This window comes from Mannheimia sp. USDA-ARS-USMARC-1261 (assembly GCF_000521605.1).
In the GTDB taxonomy this organism is placed as follows: Bacteria; Pseudomonadota; Gammaproteobacteria; order Enterobacterales; family Pasteurellaceae; genus Mannheimia; species Mannheimia indoligenes.
The window spans coordinates 1,282,536-1,300,585 of record NZ_CP006942.1 but is presented as its reverse complement, the minus strand read 5'-3'; the positions used below and the strand labels follow the sequence as shown (position 1 = coordinate 1,300,585).

General features: G+C 37.8%; 19 protein-coding genes. 10 read left to right on the top strand and 9 right to left on the bottom strand.

Going from position 1 to position 18,050, the window contains the following annotated elements; all coding sequences use genetic code 11:
- Positions 1 to 37: 37 nt before the first annotated feature.
- The gene (ushA, locus tag X781_RS06310; RefSeq protein WP_025236045.1) at positions 38 to 1,681 is read right to left on the bottom strand and encodes a bifunctional UDP-sugar hydrolase/5'-nucleotidase UshA; all 1,644 of its coding nucleotides are present in this window, start codon (positions 1,679 to 1,681) and stop codon (positions 38 to 40) included.
- A gap of 38 nt (positions 1,682 to 1,719) precedes the next feature.
- Complete coding sequence (locus X781_RS06305; protein WP_025217249.1) at positions 1,720 to 2,082, bottom strand: diacylglycerol kinase; 363 nt, start codon at positions 2,080 to 2,082, stop codon at positions 1,720 to 1,722.
- A 253-nt stretch (positions 2,083 to 2,335) separates the two neighbouring features.
- Between X781_RS06305 and sstT the strand changes: the two genes are divergently transcribed.
- Together sstT and X781_RS06295 are read left to right on the top strand one after the other, a co-directional pair.
- A complete protein-coding gene (gene sstT, locus X781_RS06300) occupies positions 2,336 to 3,550 on the top strand; it encodes a serine/threonine transporter SstT (protein ID WP_025236044.1) in 1,215 nt (404 codons plus the stop codon).
- A 140-nt stretch (positions 3,551 to 3,690) separates the two neighbouring features.
- Positions 3,691 to 5,991, top strand: coding sequence for a DNA internalization-related competence protein ComEC/Rec2 (locus X781_RS06295; RefSeq protein ID WP_038643952.1), 2,301 nt, complete (start codon positions 3,691 to 3,693; stop codon positions 5,989 to 5,991).
- 589 nt (positions 5,992 to 6,580) lie between these two features.
- On the opposite strand, the gene queA is transcribed toward X781_RS06295, so the two are convergent.
- Complete coding sequence (gene queA / locus X781_RS06285) at positions 6,581 to 7,666, bottom strand: tRNA preQ1(34) S-adenosylmethionine ribosyltransferase-isomerase QueA (protein ID WP_025236042.1); 1,086 nt, start codon at positions 7,664 to 7,666, stop codon at positions 6,581 to 6,583.
- Between the two features lie 187 nt (positions 7,667 to 7,853).
- On the opposite strand from queA, the gene X781_RS06280 reads away from it, so the two are divergent.
- Both X781_RS06280 and X781_RS06275 read left to right on the top strand, forming a co-directional pair.
- Positions 7,854 to 8,129, top strand: a complete 276-nt coding sequence (locus tag X781_RS06280; protein WP_144084202.1) for a contact-dependent growth inhibition system immunity protein — start codon at positions 7,854 to 7,856, stop codon at positions 8,127 to 8,129.
- A 167-nt stretch (positions 8,130 to 8,296) separates the two neighbouring features.
- Positions 8,297 to 8,884 carry a hypothetical protein gene (locus tag X781_RS06275; RefSeq protein WP_025236040.1) on the top strand — a complete coding sequence of 196 codons (588 nt, stop codon included), beginning with the start codon at positions 8,297 to 8,299 and terminating at the stop codon, positions 8,882 to 8,884.
- A gap of 85 nt (positions 8,885 to 8,969) precedes the next feature.
- On the opposite strand, the gene purK is transcribed toward X781_RS06275, so the two are convergent.
- From purK to purE, 3 genes are read right to left on the bottom strand one after another with little or no spacing between them, the layout of a single operon-like run.
- Positions 8,970 to 10,058, bottom strand: a complete 1,089-nt coding sequence (gene purK / locus X781_RS06270; RefSeq protein ID WP_025236039.1) for a 5-(carboxyamino)imidazole ribonucleotide synthase — start codon at positions 10,056 to 10,058, stop codon at positions 8,970 to 8,972.
- 15 nt (positions 10,059 to 10,073) lie between these two features.
- Positions 10,074 to 11,039, bottom strand: coding sequence for an asparaginase (locus X781_RS06265; RefSeq protein WP_025236038.1), 966 nt, complete (start codon positions 11,037 to 11,039; stop codon positions 10,074 to 10,076).
- A 13-nt stretch (positions 11,040 to 11,052) separates the two neighbouring features.
- Positions 11,053 to 11,550, bottom strand: a complete 498-nt coding sequence (purE, locus tag X781_RS06260) for a 5-(carboxyamino)imidazole ribonucleotide mutase (RefSeq protein WP_025236037.1) — start codon at positions 11,548 to 11,550, stop codon at positions 11,053 to 11,055.
- Between the two features lie 174 nt (positions 11,551 to 11,724).
- On the opposite strand from purE, the gene X781_RS06255 reads away from it, so the two are divergent.
- Positions 11,725 to 12,369, top strand: coding sequence for a glutathione S-transferase N-terminal domain-containing protein (locus tag X781_RS06255; protein ID WP_025236036.1), 645 nt, complete (start codon positions 11,725 to 11,727; stop codon positions 12,367 to 12,369).
- The gene (locus X781_RS06250; protein WP_025236035.1) at positions 12,369 to 12,773 is read left to right on the top strand and encodes a ClpXP protease specificity-enhancing factor; all 405 of its coding nucleotides are present in this window, start codon (positions 12,369 to 12,371) and stop codon (positions 12,771 to 12,773) included. Before X781_RS06255 ends, X781_RS06250 begins: the two co-directional genes overlap by 1 nt.
- Before the next feature lie 90 nt (positions 12,774 to 12,863).
- On the opposite strand, the gene X781_RS06245 is transcribed toward X781_RS06250, so the two are convergent.
- Positions 12,864 to 13,304, bottom strand: a complete 441-nt coding sequence (locus X781_RS06245; protein ID WP_025236034.1) for a nuclear transport factor 2 family protein — start codon at positions 13,302 to 13,304, stop codon at positions 12,864 to 12,866.
- A gap of 51 nt (positions 13,305 to 13,355) precedes the next feature.
- Positions 13,356 to 13,931: an NAD(P)H-binding protein gene (locus tag X781_RS06240; protein WP_025236033.1), complete on the bottom strand. Its 576-nt coding sequence runs from the start codon at positions 13,929 to 13,931 to the stop codon at positions 13,356 to 13,358.
- 111 nt (positions 13,932 to 14,042) lie between these two features.
- On the opposite strand from X781_RS06240, the gene X781_RS06235 reads away from it, so the two are divergent.
- A complete protein-coding gene (locus X781_RS06235; protein WP_025236032.1) occupies positions 14,043 to 14,933 on the top strand; it encodes a LysR family transcriptional regulator in 891 nt (296 codons plus the stop codon).
- Positions 14,934 to 14,998: 65 nt separating this feature from the next.
- Here X781_RS06235 and efp read toward each other — a convergent pair whose 3' ends face one another.
- Entirely contained in the window at positions 14,999 to 15,565 is a 567-nt protein-coding gene (gene efp / locus X781_RS06230; RefSeq protein ID WP_025236031.1) for an elongation factor P, read from the bottom strand.
- Positions 15,566 to 15,732: 167 nt separating this feature from the next.
- On the opposite strand from efp, the gene X781_RS06225 reads away from it, so the two are divergent.
- Genes X781_RS06225 through X781_RS06215 form a run of 3 tightly spaced genes read left to right on the top strand, consistent with a single transcriptional unit; the run spans position 15,733 to position 17,806 of the window.
- Positions 15,733 to 16,272, top strand: coding sequence for a hypothetical protein (locus X781_RS06225; RefSeq protein ID WP_025236030.1), 540 nt, complete (start codon positions 15,733 to 15,735; stop codon positions 16,270 to 16,272).
- Positions 16,273 to 16,317: 45 nt separating this feature from the next.
- On the top strand, positions 16,318 to 17,310 hold the full coding sequence (gene epmB / locus X781_RS06220; protein WP_025236029.1) for an EF-P beta-lysylation protein EpmB: 993 nt from the start codon (positions 16,318 to 16,320) through the stop codon (positions 17,308 to 17,310).
- A 1-nt stretch (position 17,311) separates the two neighbouring features.
- Positions 17,312 to 17,806, top strand: coding sequence for a hypothetical protein (locus X781_RS06215; protein ID WP_025236028.1), 495 nt, complete (start codon positions 17,312 to 17,314; stop codon positions 17,804 to 17,806).
- Positions 17,807 to 18,050 lie beyond the last annotated feature (244 nt).

The window sequence follows — 18,050 nt, the reverse complement described above, 5'->3', positions numbered from 1 at the left end:
AATGGGGAAATCGTTTGATTTCCCCATTAACGTTTAATTATTTGAAAATAATGTCATTTTTCGGATCGTATTTATCTGCTTCAATCACTTTATTTTCTTCAAAGAATTTTTTCAGCATTTCCGCATCAATGAAGCCGGTATTTACATAAGTAGGGTGTTTTTTCAGTAATGGATAACCATCACCACCAGCTGCAACGTAGTCAGGTAAAGAAACTTTATAGGTTTTGTTTTCATCAAATGCTTTACCACCAATTTTTACATCAGAAATAGTTTTTGCATTACGATCAACTACCATTGAAATACCTGCAAATTGTGGATATGCACCTGTATCAACATCTTTCAATGCGATAGCCGTAATGGTATCTAACAACTCTTTGCCTTTTAAATCAACCGTTGCAATCATATTACCGAATGGTTGCACAGTCAGTAGGTTTTTATAGGTTACTTTTCCTTCCTCAATTGAAGTGCGGATACCGCCGGAATTCATAATACCGATGTCTGCTTTTACACGCTCCATTTGAGATTGAGCAATTAAGCGACCGAGATTGGTTTGATGGAAACGAATATGCTCGCGTTTACCATCTAATAAGCCTTTAACACTTCCGACCTCAATGTTCAGTTTTTGGTCGCCTTCATCTTGATATTTTTTGAGTAATTGATAAGTGGCTTCATCCGCTTTAATTTCAGGTTGGTAGAGCTGGTATTCTTTTGTACCATCTTCTTTTTTGATGGTTTTTTTCAAGTTTACAGGGATTAACTCATATTTTACTAAAGTTGTTTTGCCATTTTTAAACTCAAAATCAGCACGTCCAACAAATTTACCCCATTCACCGGCTTGCACAATCCAAGTACCGTTTTGAAAATCCGGTTTACACTCTTCGCCTGGTGTGTATTTCGCTTTGAATTGACCTTTATCATCAATACATACTGTATCGTGAGTATGTCCACCAATGATTAAATCGAAAGCTCCTTTATCTAAGGTGCGAGCCATTGTTACATCGCCTGGTGCATTAGTGCCGTGTTTACCGTCAAAGTAATAGCCCATATGAGTTAGAGCAATACGCACATCCGGTTTTTCAGTTTTGTTAATTTCTGCAAGTGTTGTTTTTGCAGTTTCAATTGGGTTTTTAAATACCGCATTTTCAGTTACATCAGGATTGCCTAATTTTGCAGTATCTTCTGTAGTTAATCCAACAACGGCAATTTTTAGACCGCCTCGCTCAAGAATAACGTAAGGTTTTACGATAGGCTTATCTGTTTTTTTATTAATAACATTCGCAGAAATAAAAGGGAATTTTGCCCATTGTTCTTGCATAGAAAGCACTTGGAGAGGGAAGTCAAACTCGTGATTACCTAACACCATTGCATCATAACCAACCGCATTCATACCCTCAATATCAGGGCGAGCGTTTTGCATATCCGATTCGGGTACACCGGTATTAACATCACCAGCATTTAATACTACGACTGAACCGCCTTTTTCTTCTACATCTTTGCGAATACCATCAATTAATGTTTTTTGTGCCGCTAAGCCATATTCGCCTTTATCGTTTTGCCAAAAATGACCGTGTAGGTCATTGGTATGTAGTACAGTGAAACTGTAAGTTTTATCTGTTTCATACGCCATTGCAGAGACTGAGCCTAGAATAGCGAGAGAAAGTAATGTTTTCTTAAAGTTCATAGAAATACCTCAATAAGTATTAGTGTTATAACAAGACATTAGAAGAATAAAACCAATATCCAAGTAATTGCCAGTAAAATCATTGATAAAAACACAGCAGCTGAACCAAAATCTTTTGCTCTACCGGACAGCTCGTGAAAGTCAGAACCAATGCGATCAACGACGGCTTCAACCGCACTATTAAGTAATTCAACAATTAAGACCAGCAATATTGTCCCGACTAGCAGTACTTTTTCAATATTCGTTTCACCAAGAATAAAGGCTAACGGAAATAGAATAATTGCACACCATAGTTCTTGGCGAAAGGCAGCTTCATTAATATAGGCAGCTTTTAAGCCTTTCATTGAATAATTTGTTGCATTAATAACACGCTGAAAGTCAGCTTTATTTTTAGGTTTCATAAGTTGTTAGATTAAGTGAATAAGTTAAACGTTATTGTACTGAAAGAAAAGTTATCTTTAAAGAAACTTAGTATGAATAAAATAAATCAATCTGAAAATAGAAAAATCCAACTTTTTGCAAAAAAATTTAAAAAAATAACCGCTTGTTTATTCCATATTGTCTGATTTTCAGCTAATCTACAAACCTATTTTATTAGGTGGATAAATATTATTTATCCTTTTTTATTTTTTTGTCTTACATAAGTGAAATTTTATGAGTAATTCATTATCTTCAAAAATTCTTGGCGGTAATCTTGTATTACGTATCGCCATTGGTTTAGTGCTAGGGGTATTACTGGCATTTATTAATAAAGATTGGGCAGTAAATGTTGGCGTATTAGGTCAATTCTTTGTGAAATCGCTTCGTGCTATCGCTCCTATTTTAGTGTTTGTATTAGTGTTATCTGCGATTGCAAATAAAGAAGTGGGATCAGACAGCAAATTAAAACCGATTTTAGTGCTTTATGTATTAGGGACTTTCTTGGCTGCATTAACAGCAGTTGTATTAAGTTTTATGTTCCCAACTACGCTAGAATTAACTGCAAGTCCGGACGGTTTAGCACCACCGGAAGGCATCGGTCAAATCTTAAAAACTGTGATTTTTAACTTGGTAGATAATCCATTAACCGCATTAAGTAACGGTAACTTTATCGGTATTTTAGCTTGGTCTATCGGCTTGGGTATCGCATTCCGCCACGGCTCAGCAAGTTCAAAAGCATTTTTAAATGATTTATCAAATGCAGTTTCTTTTGTGGTGAAAGTGGTGATTGCGTTTGCACCTATCGGCGTATTTGGTTTAGTGGCAGAAACCGTTGCAGTAAACGGTTTAGATGCGTTTGAAGGCTATGCTCGTTTATTATTAGTATTAGTAGGTGCAATGTTATTTGTAGCATTAGTATTAAATCCATTATTAGTATTTTGGAAAATTCGCCGCAATCCATACCCATTAACATTCACTTGTTTACGTGAAAGTGGTGTAACGGCATTTTTTACCCGTAGCTCTGCTGCGAATATTCCTGTAAATATGAACTTGGCGAAACGTTTAGGTGTACGTGATGAAATAGCTTCTGTTGCCATCCCTCTTGGTGCGAGCATTAATATGGCGGGTGCTGCAATTACCGTTACCGTATTAACGCTTGCAGCTGCATATACACAAGGTATTCAGCCTGATTTCTCAACTGCATTATTATTAAGTGTTGTAGCCTCAATCTGTGCTTGTGGAGCCTCAGGTGTTGCAGGGGGGTCATTATTGTTAATTCCATTAGCTTGCAGCTTATTTAGTATTCCAAATGATATTGCTGCTCAAGTCATTGGTGTTGGCTTTGTGATTGGCGTTATTCAAGACTCGGTTGAAACTGCTCTAAATTCATCAACAGACGTATTATTTACCGCTGCGGTAAGCTACTCTGAAGATCAAAAATCAGCATAATATACTTCACTAAAGGCAGACTTTTTAGTCTGCCTTTCTTTTTGCGTTATTTTTGCGATCTACGTCGAAAATTTACATATTTATTCTGAAAACTTTTGATTTAAACGGCATACTCAGATTAAAAATTCACTCTGTTCGCTATGTTGGATCGTTTTTGTATTGCCATTTTTCTATTCCACCTGCCTATTTTGTTTTTGCCTAAAGACGGACTATTAGGTGGCATCGCTTTTGGCGGAATGATTTTGTTCTATGGCATTTTGGCTCGTACTAAACTTACTTTTGTGCTTGGTGTGATCATTTGTATGAGTTATTTTCACATTGTCCAAGTTGCAAAAAATGCAGAAAATATAACCGCTAGTAAACAGCTAACGCAGTTTAAAATCAGCAAAATTCTTAAGCAGACAGATTATCAAACGGCGATAGCCACACTTCAATCAGGCGAAAATATCTACCTAAATTGGCAAGCAGAGCAGCCGTTATTACTTGATCAATATTACCAAGCCGAACTGAATCTCCGTCCAATTTCAACTCGCAGCAATATAGGTAATTTTGACCGCCAACGTTGGTATTTCGCCAATCATATCAATATGACGGCAACTGTACGTAAAGTCGAACAATTCGTACAAACAGAGAAAAGTTTTCGGACAGACCGGCTAAATAAAGTCAAAGCAGAAACAGAAAGTTTACCTACGCAAGGCTTGTTATTAGCTCTAGCTTTTGGAGAACGAGCTTGGTTAGAGACCGAACAGTGGGAGCAATTTCAACAAACTGCCACCGCTCATTTAATTGCTATTTCAGGATTGCATATTGGGCTTGCAATGTTGTTTGGGTTTTATCTAGCGAAAAGTGTGCAATGGCTTTGTTTAAATAGTAGACTAGAATGGTTACAAGCGGTTGGATTTTCACTTTATTTTGCAAGAGCAATCGGCTTTTTAACTGCCTTTGTTTACAGCTATTTAGCCGGCTTTGCTGTGCCGACAGTAAGAGCCTTATTCGCCATTGCATTTGTGTTACTTTGCCAATGTTTAAGACGCCATTACACCGCTTGGCAATTTTGGTGGAGAATTGTGGCTTTATTGGTTGTTATTGAACCGCTGAGTTTACTGTCTGACAGTTTTTGGCTCTCTGTATTGGCAGTAGCGAGCTTGATTCTGTGGTACCAAGTTTTCCCATTAAGTCGCTTTATTTCTGATGAAACTCGCAAAAAAATGACGAAATTTAACCGCTTGTGGTTATCGCTTTTGCATTTACAAATTGGAATTTGGCTGATTTTCTCGCCTGTTCAGCTCTATTTTTTTGAGGGAGTATCCGCTTTTGCGTTACTTGCCAATCTGATTATTGTACCTCTTTACAGTTTTTTGCTTGTGCCGCTTATTTTATTCAGTTTATTAACTGATAACCTGTTCGCCACTTGGCAATTAGCGGATTATCTCGCTCAATCTAGTTTATGGTTATTAGCTCCACTTTCTAATGCTTGGATTACACTCAGCTATTGGCAACAATGGCAGTTGCTTTCACTTAACCTGTTGGTTTTATTATGTCTTTATTGCAAATTATATGGACTGGCTTATAAAAAATGGTTAAGTGCAATTGCATTATCTATATTGTTCAATCTAAGTTTTTATTTGCATAAATGGGCTTATCAAACCAAAGCGGAATGGATTATGTTTGATGTCGGGCAAGGGTTGGCAATGGCGTTGATTGATGAACAAAATAAAGCGGTAATTTACGATACGGGGTCAAGTTGGCAATCAAATGATGGCGAGAGAAACTCAATGGCAAAACTTGAAATACTGCCTTATTTAAAACGCAATGGCATTTCTGTAGAAGCGATTTTTCTCAGCCACGATGATAACGATCATTCAGGTGGCGTGATGGATTTATTATCTGCTTATCCAAACGCTCGGCTGATTAGCTCAAGCAAAGTTCGCTACCACAATGTTGAGCCAGAACCTTGTATTCAAGGAAAATCGTGGCAGTTCGGTAAATGGTATTCATCGGCAATTTATCCTATTCACTTGGTAGAGCGAGCTAAAAATCACGATTCTTGCGTGATTTTAGCAAAAAATGACCGCTTGCAGATTTTGCTCACAGGGGATTCCGGCATAGAACAAGAACGCCAATTTGCCCCAAATGTCGGGAAAATTGACTTTTTACAAGTTGGACATCACGGCAGTAAAAGTAGTACCAGCGAAACACTATTAGCCCTAACTGAACCAAAATATGCTCTTATTTCTGCAGGACGTTGGAATGTGTGGAAATTGCCAAATAAGCAAGTAGTTGAGCGATTAAGAAGAAAAGGCATTAAGGTGCTTAATACTGCCGAAGTTGGAATGGTAAGGGTGAAGTTTTATCAAAACAAAACCGAAATAGAACAAGGCAGAGAACGCTATTCGGCGTGGTATAAGCAATTTTATGCAGATAAAGGGAGTAAAAAATGAAGGCGTATTCCCCTAAAAGGCAAGCAAGGAAGTCTATCAGATTGAAATATTATGATTACCGATCACAAGGATATTACTTTATTACAATATGTTGTAAAGATAAGCAATGTTGTTTCGGCAAAGTTTTAGGGGGAGAAATGAAGTTGAATAGAGTAGGAGAAATTGTACATAAAGAATGGTTAAATACAGAAAAGATACGAAAAAATATACAATTACACGAATTTGTTGTAATGCCTAACCGTTTTCACGCGATTTTAGAAATTACAGAAAGTTTGGATAACAATAATGTAGGGGTAAATAGCAATTGCCCGATAATACACTGCGTAAGTTAAATGGAACATCAAATACGATAGGTGCTATGGTTCGAGGATTTAAAATTTCTGTTATCAAACAGATAAAATTGTTGTTTGAAAAGGGCGAATTGCAATTCGCCCCTACAGACATTTGGCAACGAAACTATTACGAACATATTATTCGTAATGAAATAGCCTATTTCCAAATTACCGAATATATACAAAATAACCCATCAAAATGAGAAGAAGACCGTTTTTATATTTTGTAGGGAAAATTGCTATTTGCCCTATACATTTCACGGCACATCATTCAACGCATTCGGGTTTTTATTAATAAACATCGCATCGCCATAGCTGAAAAAACGATATTTCGCTTCAACGGCGTGGGCGTAGGCGTTCATTGTATTTTTATAGCCTGCAAAGGCGGATACCAACATAATCAGCGTAGATTCAGGCAAATGGAAGTTCGTTACTAACGCATCAACTACTTTGAATGTTTTTCCCGGATAAAGGAAAATAGAAGTATCAGAGAAGAACGGTGCAATCAGTTTTCCCTCGTTATCGGCTGCTTTAGCCGCACTTTCCACGGAACGAACCGAGGTTGTGCCGACTGCAATCACCCGTTTTCCTTTTGCTTTGGTGGCTAAAATTTTATCCACTACTTCTTGGCTTACTTCGGCATATTCTGCGTGCATTTTATGCTCTTCAATAGTATCTACCCGCACAGGTTGGAATGTGCCGGCTCCAACGTGAAGTGTAACAAACGCAGTCTCTACGCCTTTTGCTTTGAGTTTTTCCAACATCACATTATCAAAATGTAAACCGGCAGTTGGAGCTGCAACAGCCCCTAATACTTTACTGTAAACGGTTTGATAACGCTCTTGGTCGGCATCTTCATCAGGGCGGTCGATATAAGGCGGCAGTGGCATATGACCGGCTTGCTGCAATAAATCAAACAACGGTGTTTGGGCATTAAATTCCAATTCAAAGAGCGTATCGTGGCGTGCCACCATTGTTGCGGTAAAACTGTTTCCTTCGCCTAATTTATCTTCACCAAAAATCAGCTCGGCACCTTCTTTTGGGGCTTTTGAGGCTTTAACGTGAGCCAAACAACGATGTTCGTCTAACACACGCTCCACCAAGGCTTCCACTTTGCCCCCACTTGGCTTACGACCATACAAACGAGCCGGAATTACACGGGTATTGTTGAAAATTAATAAATCCCCTGCGTGGATATGATCGTATAAATCAGTAAATTGCTGATCGGCAAATTCGCCTGTTTCACCGTTTAAATGCAACAAACGGCTTGCCGAACGTTCAGCGGTAGGGTAGCGAGCAATCAGCTCATCGGGTAAATCAAAATGGAAATCTGAAACTAACACGGTTATTCTGTTCTCTATAGTATAAAAATGGCGGAAATGATAGCATAAAAAGGATGAGAAGTCAGAAAAGCTAAAATAAGATTGATGAGGTTGGATTGAGCTTGCGAAAACCCAACATTAGGTATAACGTTCGTAAGTTATGCTTTGCTAAACTAGGAATTGAATTTTCAGATAAATGGGAGAAAATGTGTATCCAAAATTAAGGTATTTTTTTAGTACTTATTTTCATCAAGATTGGTTTTTACTGGAAGGAAAAACATTAGAAGATGTGCTAGATAATTTCAAAGAAAATGAGACAAAGGAAGTTTGCCAAGAAGTTATTCTAGAGATAGAACTATTAATAAAGGAAAAATATGTAGACGAAAACTATATATATTCTCTAGGCTGCTTTATGATACCTAATAGAGATGTTGATGGAAATACGATATTTTGGTTGAAAAGAATAAGGGAATATTTATCCTAGTAACATCTAAGCTAAATATCTTTAATATAAGTTACAAACGATTATCTATGTTGGTATTTTACAAATTTTAGTGATAAATCAATCGCTTGTTTTGGTAAGAGAGAGTATATGCACTATTGGAGGAAAAGATCCAACTGTTTCTAAGAAAATTACTATGGGATATTCAGATGGGAAAATCATTAAAAAAGGCGATAAACAAAGGGATTTCACTAAATAGATTTAATTTTTCAGGTTTTAGCTCGAGTAATCTTTGGATTGGGTATTTTGAAGCTGAAAAAGTTCATAATTTAGTTCTTGTGAAGGATGCTATAAATCTTGTATATGAGTTCTTCAAGGATAATTTAGATGATTTTATTATGATAAGCGCATTAAAATATTCCAAAGAATATAACTTTAAAAATGAAGGAGAATACTACTATAGATTATTCCAAAGAGCTAAAAAATATAATCTTATACAAGAGACAACGGATATATTTGATAATTATTTATATGGAGATATTACTTTACCTGCAGACTGTTTAACTATTTCTCTAGATAAAAGGCTTTTTCTATGTTTAACAAAATTGGTTATGGGTTGTAATGCAATACTTGGGAATGTTTGCTTTTTTATTTCTCCTAAGCTGAATATTGCAATATATCCACATGAAGATATTGGATTTGGGATTATTTCTTTATCTGATGATAAGAGCTTAGGTATTGAGTTTCTCACATTTTGTTCTCAAAATAAAAATTTTACAGTCCACATTGAAAATTAATAGTCTGTAGGTTGGGCTGAGCTTGCGAAAACCCAACTTACAAGAGCTATTTAATATTTGCAAAAAATCATCAAAATTCAACCGCTTACTTGAGCTTTTCAATCGTCCAATCTAGTCCTGAATTAAAATCTTCTGTTAAGTTTGGTCTTAGCTGTTCGAGTAAATCAATCAGTGTGTTTTTATCTGGATGAGTAAGGTTGATATGCCCAACTTTTCTGCCTGCTCGAACGTCCTTTCCGTACCAGTGGAGCTGGCTAAATGGGAGATTTAGCCATTGGTTTGAGTGTTCAATACCGATTAAATTAACCATCACGCTTGGGGCAATTTGTTTGAGTTCGGGGGTCGGTAAATCAAGCAACGCTCGCAAATGTAGCTCAAATTGGCTGATTGAGCAGCCGAGTTGTGTCCAGTGTCCGCTGTTGTGAACACGAGGGGCAAGTTCGTTAATTAACAGTTTATCGCCGACAATAAAACATTCCATCGCCATCACGCCGACATAATCCAGCTCTTGCATTACCGCACCGAGCATTTGTTCAGCTTGTTGTTGATAAATGGCTTGGTTAGGTAAATTCACGTTAGAGACCGAATAACGGAGAATGCCGTTTTGTTGAAGGTTATGTGAAATCGGGTAGAAACGAGTTGAGCCATCACGGAATCTTGCCCCGACTACGGAAATTTCACCATCAAACGGAATAAATTTTTCTGCAATCACTTCGCCGAATAAATCAGGTGTGATTTGGTTAATAGAATCAGCGGTTACTATCCACTGACCTCTGCCGTCATAGCCACCAGTACGGCGTTTTACCACCACTTTCTCGCCGATATTTTGGAAAACCTGTTGCCATTGCTCGGCACTTTCCACTAACTGCCACGGTGAAGTCGCAAGATTCAGTTGGTCAAGCAACGATTTTTGAGTGAATCGATCCGCTAAACGCCCAAATACATTCAAATTCACGAAGTTTTTATGATTGCCTAAAAGCTGGGTTAAAGGCGTATCCGCCCAACGTTCAATTTCAGCGGTAATAATACTATTTGGCTCAATATCAAACACAGGAGCGTCAAAAGCAAGTGGTTTCACTTCGATATCAAGCGGTGCACCTGCATAACGCAACATTCTGCCTAATTGACCATTGCCTAATACGTAAACAGGAGGGTAGATAGCACTTTTTTGCATATAATGTTCTCGAATTTAGAAATAATCTGATAGAGGTTTGTCTAGTTGTTGGTTGAGTAATACCATCAATTTAATGCGGGCTTTTTGTCCGCTTAAACCTTTGGTAAAAATAATGCCTTGCTGCTTGAGCTGCTTTCCACCGCCTACATAATCATACACATCTTGAGTAATGCCGTTGAAAGCACGGGAAACAATAACAACAGGAATATTTGCTTTTACTAAAGCGGCTACACCATCAAGACAGCTTGGGGGCAAATTGCCTGCACCGAGTGCCTCAATCACTACGCCATCACAACGACTCTCGGCGAGTTTCTCAAGTAAGAAACTATCCATTCCTGCATAGGCTTTGAGCAATTGAACATTCGTTTTAGTGAGTTGATTAAGAGGAAAACGTTCGTAAGCGGTCAATTTTTGGAAAAAAATTACCGATTCTTTCGTGACCAAGCCACAAGGTCCAAATGTTGGCGTTTGGAAAGTGGCAACATTGGTCGTATGGGTTTTGGTTACAAATTTGGCATTATGGATTTCATCATTCATTACCACCAGAACACCCTTATCTCGGCTTTCTTCATTTAGGGCAACTAAAATCGCACTTTGTAGGTTGATTAAGCCATCAGCTCCTAATTCGTTACTCGAACGCATTGCCCCTGTGATAGCAATTGGGACATTTACATTTAAGGCTAAATCGAGGAAATAAGAGGTTTCTTCTAAGGTATCTGTGCCGTGTGTAATGACAACACCATCAATATTTTCTTCGGTTACGGCTTTCTCTATACGAGTTTTTAGCTGCTCCCAATGTTCAATATTGATATGTGGAGAGGGAATATTAAATAAGGATTCTTGCACCAATTTTGCAGGGTGATTTAAGCGTTCTAACGCATTTAGCAGTGGATTTTCAACAGAAGGAGAGACTTTGCCGTCTTCTCCTTCTTTCATTGAAATAGTCCCACCTGTCTGGATAATTAATAATTTTTTAGACATCTGTAAAACGTGATTATTCAATACGCGGATCTGGGTTATCTAACACCATTTGAGTTTGTGTTTGGCGGAAGTGATGTAATTTTTCCGCAAGCTCAGGATTGAAAGCAGCTAAAATTTGTGCCGCTAATAAGCCGGCATTTGCCGCACCGGCAGGACCAATGGCAAGTGTGCCAACAGGAATACCTTTCGGCATTTGCACGATAGAATAGAGGCTATCGACACCGCTTAACATTGAGCTTTTAACCGGTACACCTAGCACTGGCACAATGGTTTTAGCTGCAATCATACCGGGTAGATGGGCTGCTCCGCCTGCACCAGCAATAATGACTTTGTAGCCGTTTGCTTGTGCATTTTCTGCAAAGGAAAAAAGTTTATCCGGTGTGCGATGAGCAGAGACTACTTCAACGTGATAGCTTAAACCAAATTGGTCTAGCATTTGAGTGGCTTCAGACATCGTAACCCAATCACTTTTTGAACCCATAACAATGGCAATTTCGGCTTTCTTCGACATTTTAAATCCTTATTCTGATAATGTAAAACGCCGTGATGATACCATATAAAGCAAACGTTTGCTTAGCTATTTAATATAATAAAGACAAATTTTAGGGCTATTATCTGCTGTTCAAAATATGATATAATCAACGACCAATTTTATTTTTTGTAACTTTAATCATCGGAGATATAAATGACGAGTAGTATAAATAAACGTTCAGTAATGACGCTTTTTTCGGATAAAAATGATATTTACAGCCATCAAGTGCGTATCGTATTAGCGGAAAAAGGCGTTCCTTATGAAATTGAGAACGTTATGCTAGGTAGTATTTCTGAAGATTTATTGGAATTGAACTCCTATGGTAATATTCCAACCTTAGTTGATCGTGAGTTGGTATTATTTAACCCCCGCATCATTATGGAATATTTAGATGAGCGTTTTCCACACCCACCATTAATGCCTGTTTACCCTGTTTCTCGTGGTCAGTGCCGTTTGAATATCTATAGTATCGAACAAGATTGGTATGCACAAATTGACTTAGTAAACAAAAATCCTGAATCAGCAGAAGGTAAAAAAGCATTAGCACAGCTAAAAGAAGATATTTTAGCATTAGCTCCTGTTTTTGCCGCTAAACCTTATTTTATGAGTGATGATTTCAGTCTTGTTGATTGCTATATCGCTCCATTATTATGGCGTATGCAATTATTAGGCGTGAAATTTACGGGTGCAACTGCAAAACCAATCAATACTTATATGACTAGGGTGTTCCAGCGTGATAGTTTTATTCAATCTGTTGGCGGCGAAGCTCCAAAGCATTTAATGGACGATAAAGATTAATGAAACCGTTAAGACCTTATCTTTATAACGCCTATTACAACTGGATTATTGATAACGATAACACGCCTTATTTATTGGTAAATGCAGAATATCCAGATGTTGATGTGCCTGTTGAATTCGTCAAAGAAGGGAAAATTATTTTAAATATTTCCTCACGTTCAATCGGGCAATATGTGGCGACTGATGAATATATTGGTTTTAGTGCTCGTTTTCAGGGAATGTTAAGAGATATTCATATTCCTTTTGGTGCAATGGAAGCTATTTATGCTCAAGAAACAGGCGATGGCATTATGTTCCAAGAGGAAGAGTATTATAATGTTGAGGCTTATCACACCCGCACTAAACCGGAGCAACCCTCAAAACCTAAATTAAAAAAGGCATCTACACTAAAATTAGTGAAATAAAAATAATTGAAGGGTTGTTTCCAATTAATTAGGAAACAACCCTTTTAATTTGCAAATTTTTCGCCTTTTTTAACCGCTTGTTATCGCTGTTTAGCCAATTTCTCGAGTCTCGCTAATCATAAAATTCGCAATCCGTTTAGCAATCAACCATTTTCCATCTTGTTTTACATAAGTGTCGGCGTAACGCACGCTATGGTCGTGTAAGATTTCTTTGCCGTCTTTGGTTTCAACTAGTTTCACCGCACAATAGTTAATCGCAGTGGCGTTATTTTCATCAACAAGGGTAACAGTGTACTGACCGTTTAGATGATAAACACTGTGAAATGGCGTTAAAAAGGTAGTAAAGACCTCTTCGATTTGAGCAACTCCTGCCATTTCAAACACTAATTTGCCGCCTATATAAGTATTGACAATGGCATCTTTAGTGAAAAGAAGCATTTGCTCGGCAACTTTTTTCTCATCGGCAAGATTAGAGAACGTGTCCACTAAGTCTTTCAGTGCTAAACGATCTTGAATTTGTTGTTGATTCATTGTGTTTTTCCTTCTGATTTTTGCAAATTTTATTTTGTTTTTAACCGATTGTTAAGCCGCAATGCCAACACTTTCACGGATCTCACTGTATTCACGCAAAATTTTAGCGACAAAATCAGCAATAGATTTGCGGGAAACGCTATGTCCTTTAAAGGGTTCCCCTTTGTGAGTCAGTTGATATTGCACTTTTGAATCGTTGGTAAACCAGCCAGGGCGGACAATGGTATAATCTAACTTGCTGGTTTCAATGACTGCTGCCGATTGGCGGTAAGGTTCTAAAATTGCTCCGTGATCTTCACCGGTTTCGCCGTAAATCCCCATTGAGCTAATCCAGACTAAGCGTTTCACCTGAGCATTATTCATTGCTTTTACAATATTTTCCGCCATCGCTTTTAAGTTGCCTGCAAGTCCGGCGTAAACCGCATTAACGCCTTGCATTGCTTGTTGTAGGCTTGCCAAATCCAACACATCGCCTTGCACGATTTTGACTCGTTCACTTTCAAATTTCGCTACCGACTGTGGACGACGGGTAAAAAGAGTTAATTGTACGTTACCATCTTGAAGTAGTTCAGGAATAACTGTTGTAGCAAGGCTACCGCTTGCTCCTAAAATTAAGATCTGTTTCATAATTTGTTCTCCGCTCAGTTGTTGATGTCAGTATAACAAGGTAGATTGCATTTGATTAGTAGGGTAAAATTGCTTAAAGTAATGAGAAAAATTCATTAATAAGGTGGTTTAATGAAAGAAAACCTTAACGATTTAAGAGCCTTTTTGCTAGTGGCACAAACGGGCAGTTTTACCAAAGCGGCTGCACAGATGGGGGTATCGCAATCAGCGTTATCGCACAGTATTAGAGGGATTGAAGATCGGTTGCAAATTAAGCTATTTCACCGTACTACACGCAGTATTTCAAATACTGAGGCTGGGGAGCAGTTATATCAACGTTTGTTACCGTTGTTTGATGAGATAGACCAAGAAATTAATGGGTTGAGCGAGTTTCGCAATGCGTTAAAAGGCGTACTGAGGATTAACGGCAACGAACACGTTTTCCGAGATGTACTGGCGGATAAATTTGCCGAGTTTGCCAAACGTTATCCTGAAGTAGCGTTGGAACTGGTGGCGGAAGATCGTTTTGTGGATATTGTCGCAGAGCGTTTTGATGCCGGGATTAGATTGGGAGCAGATGTAGCAAAAGATATGATTGCGTTACGCATTTCTCCTGATTTAACGATGGTAACCGCCGCCAGCCCCAACTATTTAGCACAGAATGGCACACCGAAAACGCCATTTGATTTAACGGAACACGCTTGTCTAAAGCATCGGCTTGCCACACTGGGTGGCATTTTGGCGTGGGAATTTCGAGACCCGCTTACCCAAAAAATCGTTAAAGTGCAACCACAGGGAAAACTTACCTCAAATAATGGTTTTTTGCTGCAATACTATGCTTTACAAGACTTAGGCATTCTTTGGTGTCCGCAAAACAGCATTCAAGCAGAGTTGGAAAGCGGTAAATTAGTGCCGATTTTAACCGATTGGACAATGCATTATGAAGGCTACCATCTCTATTACCCCGACCGCCGTCAAAATTCCCCCTTGTTCAAAGCGTTGATTGAGGTGTTGAGAGGATAGTTAAAAAGTAAGCGGTCGTTTTTTGCAAAAAATTTACCAAAAATGACCGCTTGTATAGAGATAAATTATTTCACACGAGAAACATATTCACCAGAGCGAGTATCTACTTTGATTACTTCGCCGATTTGTACGAATAACGGTACGCTCACAACTGCACCTGTGCTTAATGTTGCCGGTTTACCGCCTGTACCTGCTGTATCACCTTTTAAACCCGGGTCAGTTTCAACAATTTCTAACTCAACAAAGTTTGGTGGGGTAACTGCGATTGCTGCACCATTCCATAACGTTACGATACATTCAGCATTATCAACCAACCATTTTACATTGTCGCCTAATGCTTTCTCATCTACAGAGATTTGCTCAAATGTTTCCGGGTGCATAAAGTACCAGAAATCGCCATCGCTGTAAGAGTAGTTGTAGTTAGCATCAACAACATCAGCTGCTTCAACAGAAGTACCTGATTTGAAGTTGATCTCTAATACTTTACCGGAAATTAATTTACGGATTTTAGTACGTGTAAATGCTTGACCTTTACCCGGTTTTACGAATTCGTTTTCAACGATTACACAAGGTTCACCATCTTGGATAAATTTTAAACCTTTTTTAAAGTCGTTAGTGCTGTAACTAGCCATTATTTCCTCAATTATTCAAAAAATAACAATAAATTAACACATTTTGAACTTAACCCTATTGGGTTTGTCAAAAAGAGCCATATAATAACCTAAATTCACAAAATTAGCGAAAGATCTCTAAAATTTTTTGCTATAATTTTTATAACAACACTCAACAAGGAATGCGAATGAAAAAATTAATTACTCTTTCTGCCATTTTAGCGGTTTCTGTAGCAACAGTTGCGGAGGCCAAACGAGGCGGAGGTAGTTTCCGTTCAGTAAGTTCTTCGAAAGCTGTTGCAACTAAACCGGTAGCTAAACAACCAACTCAGCAGCAAAGAGATGCAACTTTTGCCAATACACCAAATAATGCAACGGCTCAGCCACAAGTGCGTCAAGGTAGCACAATGGCAAATGTTGCAATGGGGGCAGCAGCAGGTTATATTTTAGGCGATATGTTGTCATCAAATGCTCACGCAAACCAACCTGCTGATACAAATGCACAACAAGCGGTTAATTCTGCTCAAAATGTTGCAAATGGAGCTATTGCGGAATTTAAGAGCATTGGTGGTCAAATTGATCCATTCTTGGTTGAGAAAACTGACGGTTATCGCCGTTATTGTATCTCGGGCGTGCAATATTTAATTGCTGCACAGGGCGTGCAAACCTCGCCTGTAGTGATGGTGAACCCGAACGGCACACCATTGCAATGTAATTTAATCCCTTAATTTTTCTATTCGCCCTCCCATTTTTGGCGAGGGCTTTTTGTTTTTATGCAACCAATTCAAATCAAACCACTTTGGCTGACTGAACTTGCTCAAGCCTTTAATAATCCTATCGACTTACTGCAATTTCTCAAACTCAATCCAACCGATTTTGAGGCGGATATTGCTGCTCGCAAATTATTTGCTCTCCGAGTGCCAAGAGCCTTTGCTGAAAAAATGGAAAAGGGTAATCCCAAAGATCCGCTTTTCCTACAAGCAATGTCTGTGCAACAGGAATTCATTGAGCAGGAAGGATTTGTTGTAGACCCGTTAGAAGAACAGCAAAGCCCCGCTCCGAATATTTTGCATAAGTATCATAACCGTTTGTTATTTATGGTAAAAAACAGTTGTGCCATTAATTGTCGATACTGCTTCCGCCGACACTTTCCGTATAATGAAGTAAAAAGTGGAAAAACGGTATGGCAAGAAAGTTTAGACTATATTGAGCAGCATACTGAATTGGAAGAGGTTATTTTTTCAGGTGGCGATCCGTTAATGGCAAAAGATCAGGAATTGGATTGGTTATTAGATAAGCTAGAACAAATTCCACATATCAAAACATTGCGTATTCATTCACGCCTTCCTGTGGTTATTCCTAGTCGAATTACGACAGAATTATGTGAACGGTTATCACAATCTCGTTTGAAAGTTGTGTTGGTTACTCATATTAATCACGCAAATGAAATTGATGATGTTTTTGCTGAAAAAATGGCTCAGCTTAAAAAAGTGGGCGTTGTATTGCTGAATCAATCGGTAATGCTAAAAGAAGTAAATGATAATGCTCAAACCTTAAAAGCATTAAGTGATAAACTTTTTGAATATGGAATTTTGCCTTATTACTTGCACTTGTTTGATAAAGTTGCAGGAGCAAGCCATTTCTATATTGAAGATGAAAATGCGATTGAAATTTATCGAGAATTGCAAAAGATTACATCGGGCTACCTTGTCCCCAAATTGGCAAGAGAAATAGCGAAAGAACCGAATAAAACATTGAAAGGGTAAAATGGCAAGTTCAAAATTTAATTTGATTGGCAATAAAATTCTATCTATATTGTATTTTATTAGTGCTATTCCTATATTACTCATTGTCTATGGATTGTCTTATGATTTTAATATGCCATTAGTTTTTGGGGCATTAGTCATTTTACTACATTTAGGTATTCTTACATTTTTCATTATCGACAATAAGATACAATTAACGGGTAGCGTTATTGTTAGGTACTTAAAATTATCTCCTTTTTATGTTTCTTCATATTTAGTAGTAATGATATCCATCACATTGTTACTTTATGATCATAATGAATTCTCTCAATTAACAGGAAAGATATTTTCAGTAGAAGAGCTTTTTAAACTAAGATTTTGGCTATCTATCATATCTAGTTCTTTGCTTCCATTTCTAATAAGAAGAGTAGATACATACCGTAGAAAAACAGTTTTGTTAGAAGAACGATTTATTCGATTTAATAAATATAAAAAGTCTCTAAAAAACGGTATATAGGACAAAATAGTTACAATGTTGCAAAACTGACCATAAAAAAAGCCCCTAATCAAAAAAGCGAAAAGGGGCGGAGGTCTTACCTAAGGAAATTAATGAAAAAAACTTGCATAAATCTGTTACATATACTCAGACTAACTAACTGAACGAAAGTTCATTAAAAATGAAAAAATTTTTAAAAACTAAGTAAATTCAGATTCAACTGCTTGCAATGTTTATATAGACCAACAAATTTTCAAATAATTCC

Excerpts from the sequence above, each read along its gene's own strand:
- X781_RS06295 (WP_038643952.1), top strand. The coding sequence starts at position 3,691 with ATGTTGGATCGTTTTTGTATTGCCATTTTTCTATTCCACCTGCCTATT.
- X781_RS06245 (WP_025236034.1), bottom strand. The coding sequence starts at position 13,304 with ATGAATCAACAACAAATTCAAGATCGTTTAGCACTGAAAGACTTAGTG.
- X781_RS06305 (WP_025217249.1), bottom strand. The coding sequence starts at position 2,082 with ATGAAACCTAAAAATAAAGCTGACTTTCAGCGTGTTATTAATGCAACA.
- sstT (WP_025236044.1), top strand. The coding sequence starts at position 2,336 with ATGAGTAATTCATTATCTTCAAAAATTCTTGGCGGTAATCTTGTATTA.
- X781_RS06265 (WP_025236038.1), bottom strand. The coding sequence starts at position 11,039 with ATGTCTAAAAAATTATTAATTATCCAGACAGGTGGGACTATTTCAATG.
- X781_RS06275 (WP_025236040.1), top strand. The coding sequence starts at position 8,297 with ATGGGAAAATCATTAAAAAAGGCGATAAACAAAGGGATTTCACTAAAT.
- X781_RS06240 (WP_025236033.1), bottom strand. The coding sequence starts at position 13,931 with ATGAAACAGATCTTAATTTTAGGAGCAAGCGGTAGCCTTGCTACAACA.
- X781_RS06215 (WP_025236028.1), top strand. The coding sequence starts at position 17,312 with ATGGCAAGTTCAAAATTTAATTTGATTGGCAATAAAATTCTATCTATA.
- ushA (WP_025236045.1), bottom strand. The coding sequence starts at position 1,681 with ATGAACTTTAAGAAAACATTACTTTCTCTCGCTATTCTAGGCTCAGTC.
- X781_RS06250 (WP_025236035.1), top strand. The coding sequence starts at position 12,369 with ATGAAACCGTTAAGACCTTATCTTTATAACGCCTATTACAACTGGATT.
- purK (WP_025236039.1), bottom strand. The coding sequence starts at position 10,058 with ATGCAAAAAAGTGCTATCTACCCTCCTGTTTACGTATTAGGCAATGGT.
- epmB (WP_025236029.1), top strand. The coding sequence starts at position 16,318 with ATGCAACCAATTCAAATCAAACCACTTTGGCTGACTGAACTTGCTCAA.
- X781_RS06255 (WP_025236036.1), top strand. The coding sequence starts at position 11,725 with ATGACGAGTAGTATAAATAAACGTTCAGTAATGACGCTTTTTTCGGAT.
- efp (WP_025236031.1), bottom strand. The coding sequence starts at position 15,565 with ATGGCTAGTTACAGCACTAACGACTTTAAAAAAGGTTTAAAATTTATC.
- purE (WP_025236037.1), bottom strand. The coding sequence starts at position 11,550 with ATGTCGAAGAAAGCCGAAATTGCCATTGTTATGGGTTCAAAAAGTGAT.
- X781_RS06235 (WP_025236032.1), top strand. The coding sequence starts at position 14,043 with ATGAAAGAAAACCTTAACGATTTAAGAGCCTTTTTGCTAGTGGCACAA.
- X781_RS06225 (WP_025236030.1), top strand. The coding sequence starts at position 15,733 with ATGAAAAAATTAATTACTCTTTCTGCCATTTTAGCGGTTTCTGTAGCA.